The organism is Cronobacter sp. HA18006, from assembly GCF_011605445.1.
Lineage (GTDB): Bacteria > Pseudomonadota > Gammaproteobacteria > Enterobacterales > Enterobacteriaceae > Cronobacter > Cronobacter sakazakii.
In genome coordinates, this window is the sequence record NZ_JAANQB010000011.1 from 1,053,454 (window position 1) to 1,075,517 (window position 22,064).

The 22,064-nt window shown below is 58.1% G+C and carries 22 protein-coding genes; 10 read left to right on the forward strand and 12 right to left on the reverse strand.

What is annotated here, in order from left to right; all coding sequences use genetic code 11:
- Positions 1 to 104: 104 nt before the first annotated feature.
- Genes kdsA through hemA form a run of 6 tightly spaced genes read right to left on the reverse strand, consistent with a single transcriptional unit; the run spans position 105 to position 5,441 of the window.
- Positions 105 to 959 carry a 3-deoxy-8-phosphooctulonate synthase gene (gene kdsA / locus G9X48_RS06700; RefSeq protein WP_004388052.1) on the reverse strand — a complete coding sequence of 285 codons (855 nt, stop codon included), beginning with the start codon at positions 957 to 959 and terminating at the stop codon, positions 105 to 107.
- A gap of 40 nt (positions 960 to 999) precedes the next feature.
- On the reverse strand, positions 1,000 to 1,809 hold the full coding sequence (sirB1, locus tag G9X48_RS06705; protein ID WP_004388051.1) for an invasion regulator SirB1: 810 nt from the start codon (positions 1,807 to 1,809) through the stop codon (positions 1,000 to 1,002).
- Complete coding sequence (gene sirB2 / locus G9X48_RS06710; RefSeq protein WP_004388050.1) at positions 1,806 to 2,201, reverse strand: invasion regulator SirB2; 396 nt, start codon at positions 2,199 to 2,201, stop codon at positions 1,806 to 1,808. Before sirB2 ends, sirB1 begins: the two co-directional genes overlap by 4 nt.
- Before the next feature lie 6 nt (positions 2,202 to 2,207).
- Entirely contained in the window at positions 2,208 to 3,065 is an 858-nt protein-coding gene (gene prmC, locus G9X48_RS06715; RefSeq protein ID WP_063264456.1) for a peptide chain release factor N(5)-glutamine methyltransferase, read from the reverse strand.
- Positions 3,065 to 4,147 (reverse strand): peptide chain release factor 1, encoded by a 1,083-nt coding sequence (gene prfA, locus G9X48_RS06720; protein ID WP_007868426.1) that lies wholly within the window; start codon positions 4,145 to 4,147, stop codon positions 3,065 to 3,067. Before prfA ends, prmC begins: the two co-directional genes overlap by 1 nt.
- A gap of 37 nt (positions 4,148 to 4,184) precedes the next feature.
- Positions 4,185 to 5,441 (reverse strand): glutamyl-tRNA reductase, encoded by a 1,257-nt coding sequence (hemA, locus tag G9X48_RS06725; RefSeq protein ID WP_004386063.1) that lies wholly within the window; start codon positions 5,439 to 5,441, stop codon positions 4,185 to 4,187.
- Positions 5,442 to 5,640: 199 nt separating this feature from the next.
- Between hemA and lolB the strand changes: the two genes are divergently transcribed.
- The 4 genes from lolB (at position 5,641) to dauA (ending at position 10,006) form a co-directional block, all read left to right on the forward strand.
- Positions 5,641 to 6,264, forward strand: a complete 624-nt coding sequence (lolB, locus tag G9X48_RS06730; protein ID WP_097641344.1) for a lipoprotein insertase outer membrane protein LolB — start codon at positions 5,641 to 5,643, stop codon at positions 6,262 to 6,264.
- Positions 6,264 to 7,130, forward strand: coding sequence for a 4-(cytidine 5'-diphospho)-2-C-methyl-D-erythritol kinase (gene ispE / locus G9X48_RS06735; protein ID WP_012124533.1), 867 nt, complete (start codon positions 6,264 to 6,266; stop codon positions 7,128 to 7,130). The genes lolB and ispE overlap by 1 nt, the downstream gene beginning before the upstream one ends.
- A 127-nt stretch (positions 7,131 to 7,257) precedes the next feature.
- A complete protein-coding gene (prs, locus tag G9X48_RS06740; protein ID WP_004386060.1) occupies positions 7,258 to 8,205 on the forward strand; it encodes a ribose-phosphate diphosphokinase in 948 nt (315 codons plus the stop codon).
- Positions 8,206 to 8,326: 121 nt separating this feature from the next.
- Complete coding sequence (dauA, locus tag G9X48_RS06745) at positions 8,327 to 10,006, forward strand: C4-dicarboxylic acid transporter DauA (RefSeq protein ID WP_004386059.1); 1,680 nt, start codon at positions 8,327 to 8,329, stop codon at positions 10,004 to 10,006.
- Position 10,007: 1 nt separating this feature from the next.
- Here the strand turns inward: dauA and G9X48_RS06750 are convergent, their stop codons facing one another.
- Both G9X48_RS06750 and ychH read right to left on the reverse strand, forming a co-directional pair.
- Complete coding sequence (locus tag G9X48_RS06750; RefSeq protein ID WP_097641343.1) at positions 10,008 to 11,054, reverse strand: MerR family transcriptional regulator; 1,047 nt, start codon at positions 11,052 to 11,054, stop codon at positions 10,008 to 10,010.
- Positions 11,055 to 11,185: 131 nt separating this feature from the next.
- Complete coding sequence (ychH, locus tag G9X48_RS06755) at positions 11,186 to 11,461, reverse strand: stress-induced protein YchH (protein ID WP_007850694.1); 276 nt, start codon at positions 11,459 to 11,461, stop codon at positions 11,186 to 11,188.
- 267 nt (positions 11,462 to 11,728) lie between these two features.
- Here ychH and pth point away from each other — a divergent pair, with 267 nt between their 5' ends.
- The 3 genes from pth to G9X48_RS06770 all read left to right on the forward strand — a co-directional run bounded on the left by pth (position 11,729) and on the right by G9X48_RS06770 (position 14,433).
- On the forward strand, positions 11,729 to 12,313 hold the full coding sequence (gene pth, locus G9X48_RS06760; RefSeq protein ID WP_004387867.1) for an aminoacyl-tRNA hydrolase: 585 nt from the start codon (positions 11,729 to 11,731) through the stop codon (positions 12,311 to 12,313).
- Positions 12,314 to 12,452: 139 nt separating this feature from the next.
- Positions 12,453 to 13,544 carry a redox-regulated ATPase YchF gene (ychF, locus tag G9X48_RS06765; protein WP_004387866.1) on the forward strand — a complete coding sequence of 364 codons (1,092 nt, stop codon included), beginning with the start codon at positions 12,453 to 12,455 and terminating at the stop codon, positions 13,542 to 13,544.
- Between the two features lie 220 nt (positions 13,545 to 13,764).
- Positions 13,765 to 14,433 carry a YecA family protein gene (locus G9X48_RS06770; RefSeq protein ID WP_097641348.1) on the forward strand — a complete coding sequence of 223 codons (669 nt, stop codon included), beginning with the start codon at positions 13,765 to 13,767 and terminating at the stop codon, positions 14,431 to 14,433.
- A 98-nt stretch (positions 14,434 to 14,531) separates the two neighbouring features.
- Here G9X48_RS06770 and G9X48_RS06775 read toward each other — a convergent pair whose 3' ends face one another.
- Both G9X48_RS06775 and G9X48_RS06780 read right to left on the reverse strand, forming a co-directional pair.
- Complete coding sequence (locus G9X48_RS06775) at positions 14,532 to 15,317, reverse strand: DUF3750 domain-containing protein (RefSeq protein WP_097641342.1); 786 nt, start codon at positions 15,315 to 15,317, stop codon at positions 14,532 to 14,534.
- A gap of 160 nt (positions 15,318 to 15,477) precedes the next feature.
- Positions 15,478 to 16,065: a TetR/AcrR family transcriptional regulator gene (locus tag G9X48_RS06780; RefSeq protein WP_080320646.1), complete on the reverse strand. Its 588-nt coding sequence runs from the start codon at positions 16,063 to 16,065 to the stop codon at positions 15,478 to 15,480.
- Between the two features lie 113 nt (positions 16,066 to 16,178).
- Between G9X48_RS06780 and G9X48_RS06785 the strand changes: the two genes are divergently transcribed.
- Positions 16,179 to 16,775: an NAD(P)H-dependent oxidoreductase gene (locus G9X48_RS06785; RefSeq protein WP_097641341.1), complete on the forward strand. Its 597-nt coding sequence runs from the start codon at positions 16,179 to 16,181 to the stop codon at positions 16,773 to 16,775.
- A gap of 156 nt (positions 16,776 to 16,931) precedes the next feature.
- On the opposite strand, the gene G9X48_RS06790 is transcribed toward G9X48_RS06785, so the two are convergent.
- Both G9X48_RS06790 and G9X48_RS06795 read right to left on the reverse strand, forming a co-directional pair.
- The gene (locus G9X48_RS06790) at positions 16,932 to 17,639 is read right to left on the reverse strand and encodes a phage antirepressor KilAC domain-containing protein (protein ID WP_004387862.1); all 708 of its coding nucleotides are present in this window, start codon (positions 17,637 to 17,639) and stop codon (positions 16,932 to 16,934) included.
- A gap of 257 nt (positions 17,640 to 17,896) precedes the next feature.
- Positions 17,897 to 18,376, reverse strand: coding sequence for a carboxymuconolactone decarboxylase family protein (locus G9X48_RS06795; RefSeq protein WP_105629572.1), 480 nt, complete (start codon positions 18,374 to 18,376; stop codon positions 17,897 to 17,899).
- A 124-nt stretch (positions 18,377 to 18,500) separates the two neighbouring features.
- On the opposite strand from G9X48_RS06795, the gene G9X48_RS06800 reads away from it, so the two are divergent.
- Together G9X48_RS06800 and treA are read left to right on the forward strand one after the other, a co-directional pair.
- Positions 18,501 to 19,892 (forward strand): PLP-dependent aminotransferase family protein, encoded by a 1,392-nt coding sequence (locus G9X48_RS06800; protein WP_097641340.1) that lies wholly within the window; start codon positions 18,501 to 18,503, stop codon positions 19,890 to 19,892.
- Positions 19,893 to 20,029: 137 nt separating this feature from the next.
- On the forward strand, positions 20,030 to 21,958 hold the full coding sequence (treA, locus tag G9X48_RS06805; RefSeq protein ID WP_097641339.1) for an alpha,alpha-trehalase: 1,929 nt from the start codon (positions 20,030 to 20,032) through the stop codon (positions 21,956 to 21,958).
- Positions 21,959 to 22,064: the final 106 nt, after the last annotated feature.

A 22,064-nucleotide genomic window follows, 5' to 3' on the forward strand; every position in this document is an offset into this window, starting at 1 on the left:
AGAGGCTAAATATGTTTCGTAGGGCGGGTAAGCCTGCGCACCCGCCTTATTACCCCAATAAAAAACCCCGCATCGCGGGGTTTTTCTTTTTACGGCCGGCTCGATTAATGCTCGGTATCGAGTTCCGGGAAGCTTTTCACCAGATCGTCGATCGCTTTGATCTGCGTGAGGAACGCTTCGAGCTTCGCCAGCGGCAGCGCGGACGGGCCGTCGCATTTCGCGTTTTCCGGGTCCGGGTGCGCTTCGATAAAGAGCCCTGCAAGGCCCGTTGCCATACCGGCGCGGGCAAGTTCCGTCACCTGGGCGCGACGACCGCTGGACGCGGCACCGAACGGGTCGCGGCACTGCAGCGCGTGGGTCACGTCAAAAATCACCGGCGCGTTGCCAGAGACCTTCTTCATCACACCAAAGCCCAGCATGTCGACTACCAGGTTGTCATAACCAAAGTTGGTGCCGCGATCGCACAGGATAACCTGCTCGTTGCCGCCCTCTTTGAATTTATCGACGATATTGCCGATCTGCCCCGGGCTGATGAACTGCGGTTTTTTCACGTTGATGACCGCGCCGGTTTTCGCCATCGCTTCAACCAGATCGGTCTGGCGCGCCAGGAAGGCCGGCAGCTGGATAACGTCCACGACATCCGCAACCGGCTGTGCCTGCTCGGCGGTGTGTACATCGGTGATAATTTTCACGCCAAAGGTCTGCTTCAGCTCCTGAAAGATTTTCATCCCTTCTTCAAGGCCCGGGCCGCGGTAAGAGTGAATAGAGGAGCGGTTGGCTTTATCAAAAGACGCTTTGAAAACGTAAGGAATGCCGAGCTTCTGGGTCACGGTGACGTAGTGCTCGCAGATGCGCATCGCCAGATCGCGCGATTCCAGCACGTTCATGCCGCCAAACAGTACGAACGGCAGATCGTTCGCGACGTTGATGTCGCCAATGCTAACCACTTTTTGTTTCATATTGTCGCCTTTATCCTGTGTAAATCGGTACACGCCGCGCTTAGTGCAGGGTAATCTGCTTGTGCGAAATCGAGTTAATCTGCGCCCGAATCATCTCGCTAATCGGATCTTCCGGGCACTGCTCCACAAAATAGCTTAAATCATTGAGCGCCACGTGCTCGCAGTCGAGCTGGGCGTAAATCAGTCCGCGGTCGCGGATCTCATACGGATCTTCCGGGTTAAACTCCAGCAGCGCTTCGCTGGCGCGCAGCGCGAGCTCCATCTGCCGCTCTTCCATCAGCGCCGATTTCAGCGTGTCGAGCAGTTTGCGGATGACGAGACTGTGTTCAGACTCTTCCAGGTCATCCATATAAAGCTCAGCCACCGGGCTGATGTTGCCTTTAAGCCAGACTTCAAGCGTATGTTCATCAAGCGTTTCACCGTTAAACGGGTTGATGAGCCACATTTCGCCATCCATCCAGTCGGCGCGCAGAATCAGCTGCGTCGGGAAAATGACCGGCATCAGCGGAATATCAAGACGCCCGGCTATCCACAGCAGAATAGCCCCGAGCGACACCGCGCTGCCCTGGCGTTTCTTCAGCACTTTGTCCAGCCACAGCGCGTCAGACAGGCGGTAAACGCCGCGCGCGTCGCTAAAGCCCCACTCGCCGTAAAACAGCTCCAGCAGGCGCTCAAGTTGTGTATCCTGATGTGAACCTTCGCAGATCTCTTCACGGGCCAGACGCACCAGGCTTTCGAGCTGGTCGTAGACGTCCTGCACCGGAAAATCGTCGCGGATATGCTGTGAAACCAAAATCATGCCGTCACAGAGCGGCGCGTTGTTAAACTGGAAATCGGCCAACGACTTCATATCAACCCCAATAGCGGTACTTTAGTGGTGGCGAGTTTCACGATGATGTAAAGCACCACCAGCCCAAGCAGGAAGGCAATCCAGCGGACCTGCTGGCTGCGCGGGCGACGCCCGAGCGCGATAAAGCCTAAAACGATGTAGATGATAACGCCAAAGAGCTTTTCAGTCAGCCATGCGCCCTGTGGGGTAAAAGGATAAAAATGCGTGATGAGTACCAGCGCCACGCCGCTGCCGAGCAATACGGTGTCGTTGACATGCGGCACGATGCGCACCCAGCGCTTTGAGGACATCGGCGAGCTGCGGTACTGCCACCAGTAGCGCAAAATAAACAGACTGATGGAAATCACCACCGTCAGAATATGTAGGTGTTTTACTGCAAAATAAGCGGCCATGCTGCCTTACTCCTGTGTGTTGCGATCCTGTGTGTCGCGATAGTGTCCCAGCGTCAGACGTTCATTACCGCCATAATCGCGGCAGGTTTCAACAGCCTGATAGCCCGCGCGCGTAAAAAGTTCGCGCACCGCCTCGCCCTGCTGCCAGCCATGTTCCAGCATGAGCCAGCCGTTATCCTCAAGAAAGCGCCGTGCCTCAGTCACCAGCGTTTCAAGATCGGCCAGGCCCGCGTTATCCGCCACCAACGCGCTTTTCGGCTCAAAACGCACGTCGCCCTGCGAGAGATGCGGATCGTCGCCATCGATATACGGCGGATTGCTGACGATAAGCGAAAAACGCGCGTCCGTCAGTGCGGAAAACCAGTGGCTTTGCAAAATCGTGACATTATCGATGCCGAGCCGCTGTGCGTTGCGTTTCGCAAGCGCCACAGCCTCCGGGATGACATCCAGCGCGGTGACGTGGCAGTCAGGCCGCTCGGAGGCAAGCGCCAGCGCAATCGCGCCGGTGCCGGTGCCGAGATCGAGAATGCGGCACGGCGTGGCCGGCAGACGCGCCAGCGCCTGCTCCACCAGACATTCGGTATCGGGACGGGGGATAAGCGTTGCCGGGGAAACCTCCAGCGGCAACGACCAGAATTCACGCTGGCCGATGAGATACGCCACCGGCTCGCCCGCGGCGCGGCGCGCCAGCAGGGCATCGAGCCGCGCGTGTTCATCGTCAGTCAGCGCGGTTTCGCCAAAGGCGAGGATAAACGTGCGCGTCCTGCCGGTCACAAACGCCAGCAGGATCTCCGCGTCGCGGCGCGGAGATTCACTTGCAGTGAGACGCTCGATGGCCTGTTTCAGCCACTGCTGATATTCCATTACTCCTGCTCAGCCAGCGCCGCCAGCTGATCGGCCTGATGCTCTTGGATAATCGGCTCAATGAGCGCGTCCAGTTTGCCTTCCATCACTTCGTCAAGACGGTAAAGCGTCAGGTTGATGCGGTGATCGGTCACGCGGCCCTGCGGGAAGTTGTAGGTGCGGTTGCGGTCCGAACGATCGCCGCTGCCGAGCAGATTGCGGCGCGTGGAGGCCTCCGCCTGCTGGCGTTTGGCCACTTCGGCGGCGTGAATGCGCGCGCCCAGCACCGCCAGCGCTTTGGCTTTGTTCTTGTGCTGTGAGCGCTCGTCCTGGCACTCCACCACAATGCCGGTCGGCAGGTGGGTGATACGAATGGCGGAGTCGGTGGTGTTAACGTGCTGACCGCCCGCGCCGGAGGAGCGGAAGGTGTCGATACGCAGATCCGCCGGGTTGATGTCCGGCAGTTCGGCTTCCGGCAGCTCCGGCATCACCGCCACAGTGCAGGCGGAGGTATGGATACGCCCCTGAGATTCGGTCGCAGGAACGCGCTGTACGCGATGCCCGCCGGACTCAAACTTGAGACGCCCGTAGACGCCCTCGCCGCTGATTTTGGCGATGACTTCTTTATAACCGCCATGCTCGCCTTCGCTGGCGCTCATGATCTCCACACGCCAGCGGCGCGATTCGGCGTAACGGCTGTACATACGGAAGAGATCGCCTGCGAACAGCGCGGCTTCATCGCCGCCAGTGCCCGCACGCACTTCCACGAACGCGTTACGTTCATCGTCAGGATCTTTCGGCAGCAGCAAAAGCTGAAGCTCCTGCTCCAGCGCTTCGCTTTTAGCCTTCGCTTCCAGCAGCTCGTCCTGCGCCATATCGCGCATTTCCGGGTCGCTTAGCATCAGGCGCGCGGTTTCCATATCTTCCTGGACCTGGCGCCATTCAAGGAAACAGCGCGAAACGTCGCTCAGCTGGGCATACTCGCGCGACAGCGCGCGAAAACGCTCCTGATCGGCAAGCGTACCCGCATCGCCCAGCAGAGCCTGAACTTCTTCATGACGCTCCTGCAAGGCTTCCAGTTTGGCAACGATAGAAGGCTTCATAGGCGGTAGATCACCCTGTAATTAGAATTGTGTTGTGCTACTCCAGCCCGAGGCTGTTGCGCAGAATATGCAGGCGTTCATCATCCCCGTCACGGGCAGCCTGCTGAAGAGATTTGGTTGGGGTGTGGATCAGGCGGTTGGTCAGCTTGCGCGCCAGATCCTGCATGATGGCTTCGGCATCGCCGCCGGTGCGCAGCGCCGCCAGGGCTTTGCTGGTGAGCTCTTCGCGCACCTGATCGGCCTGGGCGCGATACTCGCGGATGGTCTCGCTGACGCTCTGGGCGCGCAGCCAGGCCATAAATTCGCAGGCTTCCTGCTCGACGATAGACTCCGCCTGCACCGCTGCGGCTTTACGCTGCGCGAGGTTGTGCTGGATGATGCTCTGCAGATCGTCAACGCTGTAGAGATAGGCATTGGCAAGCTTGCCTACTTCCGGCTCGACATCACGCGGCACGGCGATATCCACCAGCAGCATCGGCTGGTTGCGGCGGGCCTTCAGCGCGCGTTCCATCATGCCTTTGCCGATAATCGGCAGCGGGCTTGCGGTGGAGCTGATAATGATATCGGCGTCTTTTAAGCGCTCGTCGATATCGCCAAGCCCGATAACCTCCGCGCCGACTTCATCCGCCAGGCGCTGGGCGCGCTCGCGGGTACGGTTGGCGATGATCATTTTCTGCACGTTATGTTCGCGCAGGTGACGGGCCGCAAGCTCGATGGTTTCACCCGCGCCGACCAGCATCACAGTGACCGTCGAGAGCGATTCGAAAATCTGCCGCGCCAGCGTACAGGCGGCAAACGCTACCGACACGGCGCTGGCGCCGATATCGGTTTCAGTACGCACGCGTTTGGCGACGGAGAAAGATTTCTGGAACATGCGTTCCAGCTCGCTGGCGTTCGCGTGGCCGCGACCAGAATCGGCGAAGGCTTTTTTCACCTGGCCTAAGATTTGCGGCTCGCCCAGCACCAGCGAATCGAGACCACTGGCGACGCGCATCAGATGGCTGACGGCGTCGTTATCGTGGTGCCAGTAGAGGCTGTTGCGCACTTCCTCTTCGTCGAGATTGTGATAATCGCACAGCCAGCGCACGAGCTTGTCGTGCAGATTGTCCTGTTCCTCAACGCTCAGGTAAAGCTCGGTGCGGTTACACGTCGAGAGCACCACACCGCCCTGCACCATCGGCTGCGACAGCAGGCTTTCCAGCGCCTGGTCGAGCGTATCCGGCGAAAACGTCACGCGTTCTCGCAGCGAAACAGGAGCCGTCTTGTGGTTGATGCCGAGAGCTAACAGGGTCATGGAGCGGGAATAGTACCAGCGTTGATAAGGTTTGCTGTGCGCATCATACAGGATGCGTAAGGTCAATAAAAGAGAACCGCCTCTTTTGGAGTAATAGACAGATTCATGATTTAAGACAACTTGACCATAGACGCCCTCAGCCCCTGACGCTAGCATGAAGGGTTATAACCTCAATCAACATCAAGGATTTGTTCCTGTTATGGCGATTTCTTCTGTGCGTTTTTGGTCTCTCGCCCCGCTGGCGAGCCTGGTGCTGACCGCCTGTGTCAGCCATGCCCCGCAAGGCCCTGGCAAAAGCCCTGACTCTCCCCAGTGGCGACAGCATCAACAGCAGGTGCAAAACCTCGCGCAGTTCCAGACCCGCGGCGCTTTCGCCTATCTTTCCGACCAGCAGAAAGTCTACGCGCGTTTCTTCTGGCAGCAGACCGGCAAAGAAAACTATCGCCTGCTGCTCACTAATCCGCTTGGCAGCACCGAGCTTGAACTGAACGCGAAGCCGGGTGCCGTGGAACTGGTGGATAACAAAGGCAAACGCTACCAGGCCACGGACGCCGAGGAGATGATCGGCAAACTGACCGGCATGCCGATTCCGCTCAATAGTCTGCGCCAGTGGATTGTCGGCCTGCCGGGCGATGCGACCGACTACTCGCTTGACGATCAATACCGTTTACGCGAAGTGAATTACACCCAGAACGGCAAAACCTGGAAAGTGGTATACGGCGGTTACGACACTAAAACCCAGCCTGCGATGCCCTCTAACCTGGAGCTGCGCGAAGGCGACCAGCGCATCAAGCTCAAAATGGATAACTGGATTGTTAAATAATGACCCGTTGGCCCTCCCCGGCGAAGCTTAATCTTTTCTTATATATCACGGGCCGTCGTAACGACGGCTATCACAATTTACAGACGCTGTTTCAGTTTCTCGACTATGGCGACACGGTGCTGATAACGCCGCGCATGGACGGCGAGCTTCGGCTGGTGACACCCGTTGAGGGCGTGGCGCAAGAGGACAATCTCATCATGCGCGCCGCAAGGCTTCTGATGGCGCGCGCTCGTGAAACCGGACGGCTGCCTGAGGGCGCGGGGGCGGATCTGGGCGTGGAGAAGCGTTTACCGATGGGCGGCGGGCTCGGCGGCGGTTCGTCCAACGCCGCGACGGTTCTGGTAGCGCTCAATCACCTCTGGCAAACCGGCTTTAGCGAAGATGAACTGGCGCGCCTTGGCGTGCAACTTGGTGCCGACGTGCCGGTGTTCGTGCGTGGCCGCGCGGCCTTCGCCGAAGGGGTCGGCGAATTGCTGACGCCTGCAAGCCCTGCGGAGAAATGGTATCTGGTGGCGCACCCGGGCGTGAGCATTCCCACACCCGTGATTTTCGGCGATCCGGAGCTCACGCGCGATACGCCTGTCCGGTCAATGGAAACGTTGCTGAAATGTGAATTTCACAACGATTGCGAGCATATCGCAAGAAAACGTTTTCGTGAGGTTGATGCCGCGCTTTCCTGGCTGTTAGAATACGCGCCGTCGCGCCTGACCGGCACCGGAGCTTGTGTGTTTGCTGAATTTAACACCGAATCCGAGGCCCGCCGGGTGCTTGAGAAAGCCCCGGAATGGCTGAAGGGTTTTGTTGCGCGAGGCGTCAACCACTCCCCGTTACAGCAAGCCATCGCCGGGCAAACTGAGTCGTGGTGACAACGTCACCTATGTTCCAGACGTTGCGCCATGCTCTTTAAATACACCGCCTGGATGGCGAACCTGCTTCCTGTCGCGTTTTGCGGCGCCGCCATCCACCACTGGACGCATGCCTGAGGTTCTTCTCGTGCCTGATATGAAGCTTTTTGCTGGTAACGCCACCCCGGAACTAGCACAACGTATTGCCAACCGCCTGTACACTTCCCTCGGCGACGCTGCTGTCGGTCGCTTTAGCGACGGCGAAGTCAGCGTACAAATTAATGAAAATGTACGCGGTGGTGATATTTTCATCATCCAGTCCACTTGTGCCCCCACCAACGACAACCTGATGGAACTGGTTGTCATGGTCGACGCCCTGCGCCGCGCTTCCGCAGGTCGTATTACCGCCGTTATCCCTTATTTTGGTTATGCCCGTCAGGACCGTCGCGTGCGTTCCGCGCGTGTGCCTATCACCGCGAAAGTGGTGGCGGATTTCCTGTCCAGCGTAGGGGTTGACCGCGTTCTCACTGTGGACCTGCACGCAGAACAGATTCAGGGCTTCTTCGATGTGCCGGTAGATAACGTCTTCGGCAGCCCGATTCTGCTGGAAGATATGCTGCAGCAGAACCTGGATAACCCGATTGTGGTTTCTCCGGACATCGGCGGCGTGGTGCGCGCTCGCGCCATCGCAAAACTGCTCAACGATACCGACATGGCTATCATCGACAAACGTCGTCCGCGTGCGAACGTCTCTCAGGTGATGCACATCATCGGTGACGTGGCAGGCCGCGACTGCGTACTGGTAGATGACATGATCGACACCGGCGGCACCCTGTGCAAAGCGGCTGAAGCGCTGAAAGAGCGCGGCGCTAAACGCGTTTTCGCCTACGCCACCCACCCGATTTTCTCCGGCAACGCGCTGAATAATCTGCGCAACTCCGTGATTGATGAAGTGGTGGTCTGCGACACTATCCCGCTGTCTGAAGAGATCAAAGCGCTGCCGAATGTGCGCACGCTGACCCTCTCCGGTATGCTGGCCGAAGCGATTCGTCGTATCAGCAACGAAGAATCTATCTCCGCCATGTTCGAGCATTAATCGGACTGAGCGTAAAAACCCGCCCCGGCGGGTTTTTTTATTCTTTTGTTTTATTTGTATGATTTATGTATTCATCATCGTATATTTTTTTACATGGTGGTGAACGCATGGATGAAATATCGTGAACACCCAATATCTCTCGCAAATCCTTCCTTTCCGTGCGCTGGTGGAAGCCTGCTGGCGTGAAAAATATACCGTCTCCCGGCTGAGCCGCGATCTGATTGCTGGCATCACCGTCGGCATTATCGCCATTCCGCTCGCCATGGCGCTGGCTATTGGTAGCGGCGTGCCGCCACAATACGGCCTCTATACTTCCGCCATCGCGGGCATTGTTATCGCGCTGAGCGGCGGTTCGCGCTACAGCGTCTCGGGGCCGACCGCCGCGTTTGTGGTCATTCTCTACCCTGTCGCGCAGCAATTTGGGCTTTCCGGACTGCTGGTGGCGACGCTGCTCTCGGGTATCTTTTTAATTCTGTTCGGGCTGGCGCGCTTCGGGCGACTGATTGAGTATATTCCGCTGCCGGTCACGCTGGGCTTTACCTCCGGCATCGGCATTACCATCGCGACCATGCAGATCAAAGACTTTTTCGGCCTCGACATCGCGCATATGCCGGAACATTACCTGCCGAAAGTGGCCGCGCTGGCGGTGGCGCTGCCTGGTCTGAATCCTGGCGATGCGGCGATTGGTATCGTCACGCTGGGCGTGCTGGTGTTCTGGCCGCGTCTCGGCATCCGTCTGCCGGGGCATTTACCGGCGCTGCTGGCGGGCTGCGCGGTGATGGGCGTCGTTCATCTGCTGGGCGGGAATGTCGCGACCATCGGTTCACGTTTTCATTATCTGCTGGCAGACGGCACACAGGGCAACGGTATCCCGCCACTCCTGCCACAACTGGTGCTGCCGTGGGATCTGCCGGGGTCGTCATTTACGTTAAGCCTGGATTCGCTGCGCGCGCTGCTGCCCGCCGCGTTTTCTATGGCGGTGCTGGGCGCTATCGAATCCCTGCTGTGTGCGGTCGTGCTGGACGGCATGACCGGTACGCGCCATAACGCCAACAGTGAGCTAATCGGCCAGGGGCTTGGTAATCTGGTCGCGCCGTTCTTTGGCGGCATCACCGCCACCGCCGCGATAGCCCGTTCGGCGGCCAACGTCCGCGCGGGTGCTACTTCGCCTGTCGCCGCGGTGTTCCATGCGCTACTGGTACTGTTAGCGCTGCTGGCGCTCGCCCCGCTGCTCTCCTGGCTTCCGCTCTCAGCGATGGCCGCCCTGCTGCTGATGGTGGCGTGGAACATGAGCGAAGCGCATAAGGTGATTGGCCTGCTGCGCCGCGCGCCGAAGGATGACATCGTCGTGATGCTTATCTGCATGTCGCTGACGGTGCTGTTTGATATGGTGATAGCCATCAGCGTCGGCGTGGTGCTGGCCTCGCTACTGTTTATGCGCCGGGTGGCGCGCATGACGCGGCTCGCGCCGCTGAATGTTTCCGTACCAGAGGATGTCCTGGCCGTGCGGGTGACCGGGCCGCTGTTCTTCGCCGCGGCAGAAGGCGTCTTTACGCCGCTGCTGGCGCAGGCGGCGGGCAAACGCGTTATCGTGATGCAATGGGACGCAGTGCCGGTGCTGGACGCGGGTGGCCTGGATGCCCTGCAACGCTTTATTGAACGCCTGCCGGATGGCTGCGAGCTGCGCATCTGTCATCTCGAATTCCAGCCGCTGCGCACGCTGGCGCGCGCAGGCGTTCAGCCCATCCCTGGGCGTCTTGCTTTCTTCCCGGGGAGCGACGCAGCCTTAGCCGCGCCGTGAATCAACGTGCAGGCGCAGCCCCCTGCGCCTGCATCAACGCGCCGAATGCCTGTTGCAGCCAGGCGAGCGTTTCCGGCGTCATCCAGGTGCCTTTAGAAAGATGCGGTTCGCGCATCATCGCCTCCCGAAATTTCTGCTGCGTCTGCGGGTTATCGCCAGCGAACGAAGAAAACAGCGTCAGCCAGTGCGCCGCAATTTCGCGAGCTTCTTCGCTTTGCGGGGAGAGGTGCGCGTCCACCGCCGCATGAAGTTTCGCCACCAGCGGCGGCCACTCCATCATGCGATCGAAATAGTGCTCACGGGTGAACGCGTACTCTTCGGGCGTCAGATAACGCTCGTAGATTGCAAGCTTGCTTTCGGCAAAGGCATGCGTGATCCAGTCGACTATCTCCGGCGTAATACCAGTTTTATCGCGCATCGCAGGCTCGGTGGCATGCATGTCGTTGAGGCGAGTCAGGAACGCAGGGTTGCCCGCGGTATCCCGCTCCAGCGTTTCCATCCAGCGCGTGGCGAGCGCCTGCGCAGCCGGACTGCTGACCGGTACGCCCTGAGAAACCGCTGCCTTAACCTCATTCACCAGCGCCGCCCACTGCGCTTCGCGCTCGGCGTTTTCCTGCGCAAACGGCAACTGTTTCAGTTCGTCGTGCGAAAACCATTTCTCATACATCGTCATTAACTCCAGTGTTTTCAGCCATTCCTGAAGATCCGGCTCACAACCGGCCAGAAGCCCGTCACGCAGCACCACCAGCCGGTCGCGCAGTATCGCGGTACGCGTAAGCTGTGCATTCAGCTGGGTGATTTGCGTGTCAATGACTTCCGGCAGCGTCATGCTGCCGCTCTCCAGACACTCCCGCACCTGCGCCAGACTCAACCCCATTCGCGTCAGTGCCTGAATATGATGCAGGCGCTGAATATCATCGCGGTTATAGAGGCGGTAACCGGCGGCCGTGCGGCCGGAGGGAATGAGCAGACCGAGGCTTTCGTAGTGATGCAGCGTGCGGACCGTCAGCCCGGCGCGCTTTGCGAGTTCACCAACCTGTAGCAACATAACGCCTCTCCTCTTCCCTTTCGAAGCCCACTGTGAGCCCTGACGTAACGTAAGGGTCAAGAGCGTATCATAAAAAAAGCTCCCGACCGGCGGGAGCTTTTACAGCGTTTACGTATTAACGAGAGTAATCATTATGAACTGGAGTGATGGTTGCGCTTGCAGCGTTTGTCATAATGGCGCACCCACCAGTAACGATCGCACACTTGTTCATGACCACCAACGCGGGCGCCTGCCAGCCATAACACGGCCCCGACGAAGATACTTAATACCGCGCCATGCGCGAAAAACTGCGGCAGGTTTAGCTGCGGCAGCTGGTTGAGAATGGAGTAACCGACCCCGCCAACCATGACCACTAACCCCAGCCCCATCAAGAAATTGCCGAGCAACGACGCGTTTTTGCGTTTCATAGTCACCTCCGGAAGAATGGGCGGGAAAGTATCCCTGTTATTTATGTGTAAAGTATAGGCAACGCTTATAAATGCGGGTTGCGCCGGGGATCACAATTATGAACTTTCTCTGGACGAAACTTTACAAATAAGCCAATGAATTACATGAAAATCTAATTATTCATGATTGTGATTATTGATTTCCATTCATCGGTGCGACGCGGTTTTGTGATCTGCGCGACAGCACAGTAAACTACGCCGCAAACAGAGGTTTTCAGGAACAGTAACGTGACGATTAAACTGATAGTCGGGCTTGCGAACCCCGGCGCGGAATATGCCGCCACCCGTCATAACGCGGGCGCATGGTATGTGGATCTGCTGGCGGATCGCTTTCGCGCCCCGCTGAAAGAAGAGGCTAAATTTTTCGGCTATACCTCACGCATCAACGTGAACGGCAACGATGTGCGCCTGCTGGTGCCGACCACTTTTATGAACCTGAGCGGCAAAGCCGTGGCGGCGATGGCCACGTTTTACCGTATCGCGCCGGATGAAATTCTGGTGGCGCACGATGAACTCGATCTGCCGCCAGGCGTGGCGAAGTTCAAATTAGGCGGCGGTCATGGCGGTCATAACGGCCTGAAAGACATCATCAGCAAGCTGGGGAATAACCCTAATTTTCACCGCTTACGGCTGGGCATTGGTCATCCGGGCGATAAAAACAAAGTTGTCGGCTTTGTGCTTGGCAAACCGCCAGTGAGCGAGCAAAAGCTGATTGACGAGGCCGTGGACGAAGCGGCACGCTGCACCGAAATCTGGCTGCAGGACGGCTTAACCAAAGCCACTAACCGTCTGCACAGTTTTAAAGCGCAATAAACCGCGTGGCGGCGCGGCATAAGGGCGATTTCTCCCCCGTTGCGCGCCCGTTACGTGTATAATAGCCAAATAACACCATTTCTCATCATCGGGTTAATTTTAACCCTCTGATAAACAAGCAATTAAGGTAATGTAAACCATGGGATTCAAATGCGGTATCGTCGGCTTGCCGAACGTCGGTAAATCCACTCTGTTCAATGCGCTGACCAAAGCAGGTATTGAGGCGGCGAACTTCCCGTTCTGTACCATTGAGCCGAACACCGGCGTCGTGCCTATGCCCGATCCGCGTCTGGATAAAATCGCCGAGATCGTGAAGCCGCAGCGTATTCTGCCGACCACGATGGAATTTGTGGATATCGCCGGTCTGGTGAAGGGCGCGTCCAAAGGTGAAGGCCTGGGCAACCAGTTCCTGACCAACATCCGCGAAACCGAAGCTATCGGCCACGTGGTGCGCTGCTTTGAAAACGACAACATCATCCACGTCGCGGGCAAAGTAAACCCGGCGGAAGATATTGATACCATTAATACCGAGCTGGCGCTTTCTGACCTCGATACCTGCGAGCGTGCGATTCATCGTATCTCCAAGAAAGCCAAAGGCGGCGATAAAGACGCCAAAGCCGAGCTGGCCGTACTGGAAAAATGCCTGCCGCAGCTTGAGAACGCCGGTATGCTGCGCGCGCTGGATCTGAGCAAAGAAGAGAAAGATCTCATTAAATACCTGAGCTTCCTGACGCTCAAGCCGACCATGTACATCGCGAACGTCAACGAAGACGGTTTCGAGAACAACCCGTTCCTGGATCAGGTGCGTGAAATCGCCGCGAAAGAAGGCTCTGTGGTTGTGCCGGTGTGCGCCGCCGTGGAAGCGGATATCGCTGAGCTTGACGATGAAGAGCGCGATGAGTTTATGCAGGAGCTGGGCCTCGAAGAGCCGGGCCTGAACCGCGTGATCCGCGCCGGCTACGCGCTGCTGAACCTGCAGACGTATTTCACCGCTGGCGTGAAAGAAGTGCGCGCCTGGACCATTCCTGTCGGTGCCACCGCCCCGCAGGCGGCGGGTAAAATCCACACCGATTTCGAAAAAGGCTTTATCCGCGCGCAAACCATCGCTTATGACGATTTCATCGCTTACAAAGGCGAACAGGGCGCGAAAGAAGCCGGTAAAATGCGTGCCGAAGGAAAAGATTACATCGTCAAAGATGGCGATATCATGAACTTCCTGTTCAACGTCTGACCATTTCTTTTCGCGTGTGGGGTGGTGTTCCATCTCATAAAGCTGACTGAGAATGTAAAATCCACGCTCTGGCGTGGATTTTTCTTTTCGTCCTGAATACCCGTTTTAAGCGCGTCGTATCTTTAGCAGATAACGCCGCGGTTAACAGATTGATGACTAAAGTGACAAGGTAAGTGTTTACACTGCCAGTCCTGGACCTAAGCGCCGAGGAGGCAACATGATGAAAGAAGGCCCGCTGACCGAGAAAGAGCTGGAATGGCTTGACGAGATGCTGGAAAAGTATGGCAGCAAGGATTCGATTGTCGATGTCGCCGAGCTCGATGGCCTGCTGACCGCCGTGCTTTCCGGCCCAAAAACGATTGAGCCGAGCGAATGGCTGGTCGCGCTGTGGGGCGGTCAAAACCGCATTCCCCGCTGGAGCAACGAGCGTGAGATGAACCGCTTTATGGATCTGTGCTTCCAGCATATGAACGATATCGCCGATCGTCTCGCGGAATTCCCCGATCAGTTCGATCCGCTGTTTGGCGTGCGCGAGACCGAAGGCCAGGAATTTACCGTGGTGGAAGAGTGGTGCTTTGGCTATCTGCGCGGCGTGGCACTCGGCGACTGGTCATCACTGCCGGAATCGCTGCAGCCCGCGCTGGACGCCATCGCCCTACACGGCAAGGAAGAGAACTTCCCACAGCTGGAATCGCTCTCCCAGGAAGCACTCGAAGCGAGTTTCGCTGCTATCCGCCCCGCCGCGCTGGCGCTGCATGATTACTGGATAGCCCAGCCGGAAGCGGTGCCTGAGCCGCAGCAGCCGGTGGTGGCCGAACAAAAGCCTGGGCGAAACGATCCCTGCTTTTGCGGCAGCGGTAAAAAGTATAAGCACTGCTGCCTGCACTAAACACGATGCGCCTGCGGGCGCATTTTTTCGGCGGCGGCAGGACAGAAAGCCGGGACAAAACATCACCGGAACGTGTTCGCCAATGCGTAAACGACAGTTTATCCCTCGCCGCCTTCCCTGTTTTTCTGCAAATTATCGCTTCCCACTCCGCCAATAAAGGGCAGCCTGAGTTTAAGCGGCGAGAGATCCAGTCCCATATTCAGCCCCAGAATGTTAATTTCAAGCCCCTCTTCCGCGCCCAGCGTAAATCCCGCCACGCCCAAAACAGAGACCTGAACGCCACGTCCTGACGGCGGCAAGCCGACAACATGGCGCAGCGGACGGAAATCTTTGCCGATAGCATTGGCGGGCATATCCAGCTTCAGCGCAGGAACTTCCCGCCCGATATGGGCGATGAACGTGTTGCTGTTTGGGCCAGGCCAGACGCGATAAGTCTCTGGCCACGGCCAGGAGGCGATAGCCGCTTCAATTTGAGGGATCATGGCTTCGGCTTCCTTGCCACGATGCTCAACCAACAGGCGGGGTTTCGAGCCATACCAGTAACCGTCCGGCACGTTTTGGCTGCGCCGCACTTTCTTACCTGCGCCCCAGCTAATCACTTCATAGCGGGTGTAATGGGTTTCTCCGGCGCGCTTATAGATTATCCAGGGATGGACCGCGACCACGCCTTTCCAGCCCCATGTCGGCGCGGCGTAAACCTGCACCAATGCCAGCCGGGCGTTTTTTCTCGGATCCGGTGCGAGCCCCGCGGAGTCGCTGCGGGCAGCCCACCAGCCACGCTGCGAAAGTGGCTCATGGTGATACATCTTCTGGCCGACGCTCGCGGCAAGTGACAGCAGAGTGATACAAAGAAAACTCAGTAACAGCGTTTTAATCAGGAACATGCGGGGCCGGGTGTGGTTAAAAATAGATCACAATGACACCATCCTAACGCTGTATTTATATCCAGCAAAGTTCGTTTTGTGCTACGAATATCGCGACATGCCTCGAACAGGCATGTCATGCGCCTTTGAGAAAGCCAGCGTTATGCTCACCGCTTGCGGCTTATCTCTTCTCTACCATGCCGACAATCGCATCGCGCAGTTCCGCTTTTGCCTGTGCGGCATCAATCGCGCCCATCGTGACGGCCCAGGAAAGCCCTTCGGCAGCGCCAAACATCGCCCACAGCGCGGCGTCACGCAGGGCGTTATCCGAATGCAGCGGCGCAAACAGCGTGCGGCATTTACTGATGAATTCCATCGCGTAATCCTGACGCAGCTTTTCAAGCTCCGGCGTGCCGGTGAGCGCCGCCATCACATTTGGCATTTCACGCCCCTGCAACAGCACGCATTCGATATACGCATCGGCGATCACCGCTGCCAGCGGCAACAGTTCAGGTTGAGTGCGTGCGATTGCCTCATCCATTTTGCGGTTCTGGCGCACTTCATATTCGTGGTAAAGCGCCGCCAGCAGGCCGGAGCGGCTGGTGAAATGATCGTAGACCACCGGCTTTGTGACGCCCGCCCGTTCCGCAAGCCTGCCGAGCGTCAGCGCCTCGGTGCCCTCTTCACGAATAATCTGCCAGGCCATTTCAATAAGCTGGGTGTGGCGCGCATCGCGGCTTAGCCGCTGGCGCGTGCGAATTTCAGACACGGCGTTTCTCCTTGACAGAATTACCTACTAAAAGTAACTTACCAATGGTAGGTTACTTTTAGTATATCAGATTACGTCTGTCGCCACCCGATGGCAACGCAGGAGGAGTGAATATGCACGCATTAATCGTCGTTTCCCATCCGTTAGCGTCATCTCTGACCCACCGCGTCGCACACGCGCTGGCCGAAGGCATTACCCGTGCCGGTAGCGGTCATACCGCCGACATTGCCGATCTCACACGCGAAGGCTTCGACCCGGTCTTTAACGAGCACGATTACGCCGCGTTTATGAAAACTGCACCGGTGCCGCCAGACGTCGCCCGCGAGCAGGCGCGTATCAATCACACCGACGCGCTGGTACTGGTGTTTCCGGTGTACTGGTGGTCGATGCCGGGGCTGTTGAAAGGCTGGATCGATCGCGTTTTTTCAAACGGCTGGGCGTATGAAGAAAGCCCGGAAGGGAAAGTAGTCAAAAAACTGGGCCATCTGCCGGTGCATCTGGTGAGTATCGGCGGCGCGGACAGAAAAACGTTCGATAAACACGGTTATCACCAGGCCTGGGACACGCAAATCGCCCACGGGATTTTCGATTACTGCGGTGCGCCGGTTATCACCAACGAAACGCTGTTTCTGCCGGATCTCAGTACGCCTGACAACGCCCTGGAATGCGCACGCGTGCTGGGCGCGAAAATATTTACCGCGTCAGCATAAGCGCGTCCGCCAGAGAAGGGTTTACGGAGAGATAACGGGAATAAACGCGGAGGAAACAGCCATCCGGCGCGTCTCTCTTATCCGCTAAACCCCGCAAATAACCGCAGGCGAAAAGCGAATCAAGACGCAGCCGGACGCTCACGGTGCGCCGGGCCGTCAGGCCGCGGCACCGTTGGTCTGTGCGGCGAGATGAGCGGCCCACAGGCTTGCCACCCATTTCACGCCGCGCGCGGTAAAACGCGGTTGGGCGAAGGTGTGCAGGTTTTCACCCACGCCTGAGCGCAGCGTAAAGTAACCCGCCTGCAGGTGGTGGTGCTGCGGTACCAGCGTACCGTTGGCGCGCTGCATAATGTTGCGCTCAAGCAGAAACTGGCGGAACTCCGGCTCCTTCACCTTCAGCATTTTGCACAGCTGGCGAAAGCCAAGCGACTCGTCGACCTGCACGAAACGATCGAAGAACTCGGCTTTAGGGGCGAAGAGAGCCAGCTGCTGCTCCGCCCGCTGACGCTTTTCATACTGCTCGGCCCAGGCGCGCGCGGCGGCGGCCGGGTTGGTAAAATCCGGCAGGCTGGCGTTACGTTCGCGTTCCTGCCAGCGATCGAGCATTTCGGCGGTAAAGGCGGGCGAAATGCGCGCCACCGTCAGCAGCGAGTCGCGTTTATTCAGTAAGAACTCCTGACGCATCTCCCCTTCCCGTTCGTACAGATTAATGCCGATAGGCTGGGACAGGCGCTGCGCCGTTTCCAGGCTTTTAATCATGCGCTTCACTTCACTGTGGGCAATCCCTGTTAACGTCGCGATTTCACGGCTGCTCATTGTGACCGATTGATCCTGAGCATTAAGATTTTCCAGCGGAATCATCATAGGTTTCACCACTCATTCACTAACTCAATTACAACAACACCTGGTGCTTTGTAGAAATAGTATACAGGTACCTGTTTAAATATCCAGTAGATTTTTTAATCGGTTTTACTTAAGTTGCAGGCGAGACGCGGCCTGCGATGAGTGGTCCGCTATGTGATTAAAAATCAATCCCTTTTCGCTGCCTCCTGCGCTACCTGCCCACCGCGCCCATAAAAAAAGCCCGCGCAGGCGGGCTTTTCAGAAGGTTAAAAACAGCGTTATTCAAGACCGGCGCGATCCAGACCAAACGCCGCGTCCTGGCTACCGGGTGCCATTTGCGACACCAGTTGCAGACGGTTCCAGCTATTGATGATGGCAACGGCAAACGCGATCTCTGCAATTTCCGTTTCAGAGAAATGCTCACGCGCCTGTTGATAGATCGCATCGCTGATCCCTTCTTCTCTGATATGCGTTATCGCTTCCGTTAAGGTCAGCGCCGCTTTCTCCTTCGCGCTGAACAGCGGCGATTTTCGCCATACCGGCAGATGGTACAGGCGCAGTTCACGCTCGCCCGCCATCTTCGCCTCTTTCGCGTGCATATCGACGCAAAACGCGCAGCCGTTGAGCTGCGAAGCGCGCATGTCGATCAGCTGTTTAAGCGTTGGCGTCAGGCTGCTTTTTTTCAGCGCCGCGCTGGCGTTCATCAGGGTGTTAACCAGCGCCGGAATGGTCTGATAATGGTTCACGCGCGTACTCATGGAAACTCCTTACATCACAAGAGAAATCACCCCGCGCGGTGCGGAGCGTGTCAAATTCTTCTCGTCTATCATACGGCGCCATGACATAGTCAAAAGGGTCATAAAACGTGAAATAAGGCAGGACATGAAACCGGGTTATCGTGAAATTTATCAGCGCTATCGCCAGAATATCCACGACGGGCTTCTGAAGCCCGGCGACCGGGTACCGTCCATCCGCGTGCTGGCGCAGGAACTCCAGGTGGCGAAGAAAACGGTGGAGGCGGCCTACGCGGTGCTGGTGGGTGAAGGGTATCTGGTGAGCCGCGGCCCGCAGGGTACGCTGGTGAATCCGGCGCTCACGGTGCCGCCGCGCGTGGCAGAGCCAGCGCCTGTCCGCCCGGGCGATAACACCGATCTGCTGGCGCTTAACGAGCACGAAGGGTTTCTGCGCCCTGGTCTGCCGTCGCTGGATCAGTTTCCTTATAAAAAGTGGCTGCTCCTGAGCGCAAGAGCGACGCGCGCCATGCGCCCCGAAGAGATGGTGAATCCGCCAGTTGCAGGCTACGCGCCGCTGCGCGCGGCGATCGCAAGCTATCTGACGCTGTCACGCGGCGTGACGTGTACCGCTGACGATATTTTTATCACCAATGGCTATCGCGGCAATCTGCTGCTCACGGTCCAGGCGTTGCTCGGCGCGGGTGAGAGCGTGGCAATGGAAGATCCTGCCTATTTTCTCGGTCAGCGGCTGCTGAAAACGCTTACGCCGAATCTGCACGCCATACCGGTGGATAACGAAGGCTTGCAAGTGGACTATCTGCAACATCACCACCCGGACGCCCGGCTCGCGTTTGTCACGCCGACACACCACAGTCCGCTTGGCGTGTCGCTGTCGCTGCCGCGAAAACAGCAGCTACTGGCATGGGCGTCGCGCCATAACGCATGGATTGTGGAAGATGATTATGATGGCGAGTTTCACTTCACCCGCAACGTACTGCCATCGCTGAAAAGCCTCGACACCGATGACCGGGTCGTTTACTTCGGCACCTTCAGTAAAACGATTATGCCGTCGGTGCGTATCGGTTATCTGGTGATGCCGCGCGCGGCGCGCCACGCCTTTCTTGAACACGGCGCGCTGCTGACGGGCGGGCAGCCGCTGCTGATACAAAAAATCCTCGCCGCGTTTCTGACTGGCGGGGAGTTTTACACTCATCTGCGGAAAATGCGCGCGCTCTACCAGCAGCGGCGCACGATGGCTATCGCGGCGCTGCACGCGGTTTACCCTGGCGTATTCGAAACGCCGCTGGAAGATGGCGGGATGCACGTGGTGGCGTATCTGAAAACCGCAACCTGCGATGAGGCGCTTGCCCGCCTCTGGCACCAGCACCAGTTGCAGGTCAGCGCGCTGTCGCCCTGGTACCGGCGGCCCGATAAACGCTACGGGCTGATTATCGGCTACGCCAATCTTCGCTCGGCGGACGAAGCCGTCGCCCTGCTGGCCCGCGCGCAACCGGCAACGCTGGCGCTGCTTAACGGATGATGTAAACGGCAGCTTAACCGAACGCGAAAAACAGAAATTTCCCGTTTACGTGCGCTCGAAACGGGAATATTCGTCTAAGGTTTTCATATGGTTGATTCGCAGTGGTGTGCGCTGCGCCCCTTAAGGAGAATTCATTGATGTCACAACCCGTCACGCGCCGTCCCCGGACGCTGTTTTTCGCCATTCAGGTCGCCCTTAGTGGCGCGCTGCTGGCGTTCTCCACCCTGCCCGCCAGCGCAGAAGAGCCGTCTGGCGCAGAGCGCCCCGCGCCGCAATCACCGGACCAGCTTCTCGGCCCGCTGTTTACGGATGTACAGAGCGCCAAACTGTTCCCCGATCAGAAAACGTTCGCCGACGCGGTGCCGAACAGCGATCCTTTGATGATCCTGGCCGATTACCGCATGCAGCGTAACCAGTCGGGCTTTGACCTGCGCCATTTCGTTGAGCTGAACTTTACCCTGCCGCAAAAAGGCGAAGCCTATGTTCCGCCAGCAGGGCAGAGTTTGCGCGAGCATATCGACGGCCTGTGGCCGGTGCTGACGCGCTCGACCGATTCCGCCAGCAAATGGGATTCCCTGCTGCCGCTGCCGAAGCCTTACGTGGTACCGGGTGGGCGTTTCCGCGAGGTCTATTACTGGGACACCTACTTCACCATGCTGGGGCTCGCCGAGAGCAATCACTGGGATAAAGTGCAGGATATGGTCGATAACTTCGCCCATGAAATCGACGCCTGGGGCCATATTCCGAACGGCAACCGCAGCTACTATTTAAGCCGCTCCCAGCCGCCGTTCTTCGCGTTTATGGTCGAACTGCTGGCGACCCATGAAGGCGGCGACGAGACGCTGAAAAAATATCTGCCGCAGTTGCAGAAAGAGTACGCCTACTGGATGGAAGGCAGCGAAAACCTGGCACCGGGCGATGCCCACGAACGCGTGGTGAAACTGAAAGATGGCGCGGTGCTGAACCGCTACTGGGACGATCGCGACGCGCCGCGTACCGAATCCTGGCTTGATGACGTAACCACCGCCAAAAATAACCCGGATCGCCCGGCAACTGACATCTACCGCGATCTGCGCGCGGGCGCGGCGTCCGGCTGGGATTTCAGCTCGCGCTGGATGGATAATCCGCAGCAGCTTGGCTCTATCCGCACCACCAGTATCATGCCTGTCGATCTCAACGCCCTGCTGTTCCAGATGGAAAAAACCCTCGCGCGCGCCAGCAAAGCCGCAGGGGACAGCGCGGGTGCCGCCCGCTATGAATCGCTCGCCAGCCAGCGTCAGCAGGCGATTGAAACCCATCTGTGGAATGCGAAACATGGCTGGTACGCGGATTACGATCTGAAAACCAACAAGGTACGCGATCAGCTGACCGCCGCCGCGCTGTTCCCGCTGTATGTCAAAGCGGCCGCGCAGGATCGCGCCGAGAAAGTGGCGGCGGCAACGCGTGCGCAACTGCTGAAACCGGGCGGTATTGTGACCACGACGGTCAAAACCGGCCAGCAGTGGGACGCGCCGAACGGCTGGGCACCGCTGCAGTGGGTGGCGACCGAAGGTCTGATGAATTACGGGCAGAAAGATCTGGCGATGGACGTCACCTGGCGATTCCTGACCAACGTTCAGCACACCTACAACCGCGAGCAGAAACTGGTGGAGAAATATGACGTTTCTTCGACCGGTACGGGCGGCGGCGGCGGTGAATACCCGCTCCAGGACGGCTTTGGCTGGACCAACGGCGTGACGCTGAAAATGCTCGACCTGCTGTGCGGCACCGAAAAACCGTGTGACGATGTGCCGCAGACCCGTCCGGGCAGCGACCACGCGCCGCAGCCGAAGCAGGAAGGCAAAATGCTGAGCAAACCGGCGCAGTCCTCTGCGCCCGCAAAAGCGGAAACCTCAGCGCCAGCGAAAACAGAAACGTCTGCGCCGGCAACAACGCAAACGCCAGCCCCGGCGAAAACCGACGCCGCTGCGCCCGCGAGCAATAGCGCGCCTGCTGAAAACGCACCGGCCGCGCCGAACAGCAACGCGCAGGATAACGCCGCTGCGCAACCCGCGCCGGCACAGTAATTCACACGCGCTACATCACTGCCCTCTGCGGAGGGCAGTTTTTTTTGCTTTTCTGCGCACGATATATTTTCCCTGCCAATTCTGTTAGTTGCCCCGCGCGTTGATA